This window comes from Halobacillus sp. BBL2006 (assembly GCF_000786645.1).
Taxonomy (GTDB): Bacteria; Bacillota; Bacilli; order Bacillales; family Halobacillaceae; genus Halobacillus.
This window is the reverse complement of the sequence record NZ_JRNX01000356.1, coordinates 1-3,115: the sequence shown is the minus strand read 5'-3', so window position 1 is coordinate 3,115 and position 3,115 is coordinate 1. Positions and strand designations below refer to the sequence as shown.

The window sequence follows — 3,115 nt, the reverse complement described above, 5'->3', positions numbered from 1 at the left end:
CGTGCCATTATCAAATGTTTTACTATCAACGACCATCTCGACCGCCTTTTTCACGTTACAGGATTTCTCTAAGTAAACAGGGACATTTCCAGGTCCAACACCGTACGCTGGCTTTCCTGAACTGTAAGCGGCCCGAACGAGTCCTCCACCCCCGGTGGCTAAAATCACATCGACATCCCGGTGTTTAATGAGCTCGGTTGTTGCAGGCATCGATGGTTTGGATATCCACCCGACAATTCCTTCAGGAGCACCAGCTTGGACCGCTGCATCGTGACAGATCCTCAGTGCTTCGACTGTACATTTCACAGCAGAAGGGTGGGGACTCACGACAATGGCGTTCCTTGTTTTCAAAGAAATCAAGGTTTTAAAGATTGCCGTTGAGGTTGGATTCGTTGTTGGAATAATTCCTGCGACAACTCCAAAAGGGTAAGCGAATTCGGTAACTTTGTTGACAGAATCCTCATGTATCGCTCCAACGGTCTTGTCATTTTTTATGGACTCATAAACATCTTTTGAACCGACCTTATTTTTTATGGTTTTGTGTTCCACAACACCCATGGACGTTTCTTCTACAGCCATTTCTGCTAAGTATCTGGATTTTTCATGGGCAGCTTCAGCTACAGCTGCGACTACTCGATCTACTTCTTCTTGAGAAAAAGCTTCATAATCTTTTTGTGCAGCGTTCGCCTTCTTCACTGCCATTCTCATCTCTTGCATGGATTGTAAATCGTGATCAAATTCCACTAAAATAACACTCCCTTCATTTAACTCCGAACAGGATGATTGGCTACATCAATTACGGCTTGCCGGAATGCATCCGCTGCTGCCATACAGGAGGACTGAGAGCCAGTAAGTAATCCTCCTCCAAAGTTTGTTTCTGTTGGAGGACCATAGAAACAGGCAAGTTCTACATCAGATGCTTTTAAAGCTGCATCCAGTCCATAAGTGGCCTCAAGAGGTGGAGCAATCAAATAGGCAAGAGCTCCTCCTTGTTCGATTCCTGCTTCTTTTGATAAAAAGGATCCTGTCCTTGAAACCACATGAGCATATAAGCTATGGGTTTTATTTTCATCTATTGCTTCAAAGTAAGCTTGACCATCGACAACCTGGTGAATCACTTCCATCGCACTTTTCACTTCATCAGGATCCGGCCCTGCAACAACACCGATGAATTCCCCGGATAATGGTCCGGAAGAATGGTCGGCCCCAGCGTAAAAAGAATGAGCATACACGACTTCTACATCTGCTTTTTTCGTTGCATCATCGAGCGCCGTGACACCAACATCATCCATCGTTATAGTGAATATCCCCAGGCTCCTTTGAGATGGTTTTAAATTAAAATGTTTAGCAAGCATAGGATCAACGTTTGGAATGATGCGGACAGAAAGAATCTCAGCGTATATAGGCTCTAATTTCATTTCTCATTCCTACCCTTCCTTTTTCACAAGCTCAACGCCACTTGCCTCATAATCTAGTATCTTTTCAACCACACCGCCTAAGTAAGCTCCTGCTTCCACCGGTGGTATGCCTCCACTATGAATGTTAGAAACCACTTGGCGCTGGGATTCGATCGTACCTTTTCGTGGCTTATAGCAAAGATAAGCACTCATCGATTCAGCACTGACAAGCCCTGGTCTTTCACCAATAAGATAAACGATGACCTCTGGTTTCAACTCTTCTCCAACATCGTCCATAGCAGCGACCCGTCCTTTTTCTATAAAAAACGAAGTACCGACGTCTAAGCCTAGACTTTTTAAAGATTGCTGAAGAGATAGGTATACATCCTCTAGGTTTTCGTCAATCGCTTTTGAACTGAGTCCATCAGAAACAATGATCTGGACTTGAGGATTTTTCTTACAGGATTGATGAATTTTTGCCTTAGCTTCATCTGAAAGCTTCCTGCCGTAGTCAGGTCTGCGGATGTATGTTTCCTGATCCGTTACTTTTGTGTTAACGACGAACAAATCCAAATCCTCCAGCAAACTGCGATCAACGTTTCCATAAACCGCATCGACAGCCGCTGCGTGATCGTATCGAAAACGAAGCCAAGTATCCGTTCTCGGTCTAACTCCCGCTCGGCCCACTCCGATTCGTGCTGGTGTTTTACTCTTCAACTCTCTTAAATCTTCATGATCACCCTCATCCTTCTGCTCAGAACTTTTCACTTTAGTCCCTACAGGAGAAGGTTTGGATTTCTGTTGTTTCGGAAACTTTGATAAGACAGCTTTTCCTCCCACATTATCTTCAGCAATCGAAGAGGACTCGATTGTTTTATAATGGTTGTCTGAGGAAGTATGGTCCCAGATTTTAACTCCTGAAGATGTGGGCTTGTGAACATTTTTCTTATCATTCATTTTTTCCATTACGAGACGAGTGACGGTTTCGATCATATCTTTATCCATTCCCATCACCTCCTATCGAGTGAATATCGTTGGATCCCCAGCACGGGCAGTGAGTTTTCCATTCTCCAGAATTCCCATGCTCTCTAGCCAGCTCTCAAATCGTGGGGAAGGTCTCTTTTCAAAGGTTTCTCGTAGAGTTGCTACATCATGAAAGCTCATCGACTGATAATTCAACATGCAGTCATCCCCCATCGGGGTAGCAATGATAAAGTTGACACCAGCCGTAGATAGCAAGACTCCTAAATCTTCGATATCATTTTGATCGGTTTTCATATGGTTTGTGTAGCAAATATCTACACCCATCGGAATTAGGTGCATCTTGCCCATAAAATGATCTTCAAGACCTGCGCGAATCACTTGCTTGTTGTTGTAAAGGTACTCCGGTCCAATAAATCCGACCACTGTGTTGACAATGAAAGGGTCATAGTATTTGGCGAACCCATAATTTCTGGATTCAAGCGTCATTTGGTCAATACCATGGTGAGCTTCTGCTGATAATTCAGATCCCTGACCGGTTTCAAAATAAAGTCGCTGCGGTCCCGTTCCCGTCCCTTTCACTTTTGCTAGTTCATTGGCTTCTTCAAGAATAGCGGCATCAATACCGAAGGAACGATTTGCTGATTCCGTTCCGGCAATGCTTTGAAAAATCATGTCGGCTGGTGCACCTTGCTCAATGGCTTTCATTTGAGCGGTGACGTGAGCAAGCACACAGT

General features: G+C 44.3%; 4 protein-coding genes. All 4 read right to left on the bottom strand.

Annotated elements, in window-relative coordinates:
• Positions 1-744 (bottom strand): aldehyde dehydrogenase family protein (locus LD39_RS11195; RefSeq protein ID WP_156112624.1); only part of this gene is annotated, 744 nt, incomplete at its 3' end.
• Between the two features lie 20 nt (positions 745-764).
• The gene (gene eutL, locus LD39_RS11190) at positions 765-1,418 is read right to left on the bottom strand and encodes an ethanolamine utilization microcompartment protein EutL (protein ID WP_035546345.1); all 654 of its coding nucleotides are present in this window, start codon (positions 1,416-1,418) and stop codon (positions 765-767) included.
• Between the two features lie 9 nt (positions 1,419-1,427).
• Positions 1,428-2,402 carry an ethanolamine ammonia-lyase subunit EutC gene (gene eutC / locus LD39_RS11185; protein WP_035546343.1) on the bottom strand — a complete coding sequence of 325 codons (975 nt, stop codon included), beginning with the start codon at positions 2,400-2,402 and terminating at the stop codon, positions 1,428-1,430.
• A gap of 12 nt (positions 2,403-2,414) precedes the next feature.
• Positions 2,415-3,115, bottom strand: a 701-nt coding sequence (gene eutB / locus LD39_RS11180; RefSeq protein WP_035546340.1) for an ethanolamine ammonia-lyase subunit EutB, incomplete at its 5' end; no start/stop codon positions are given.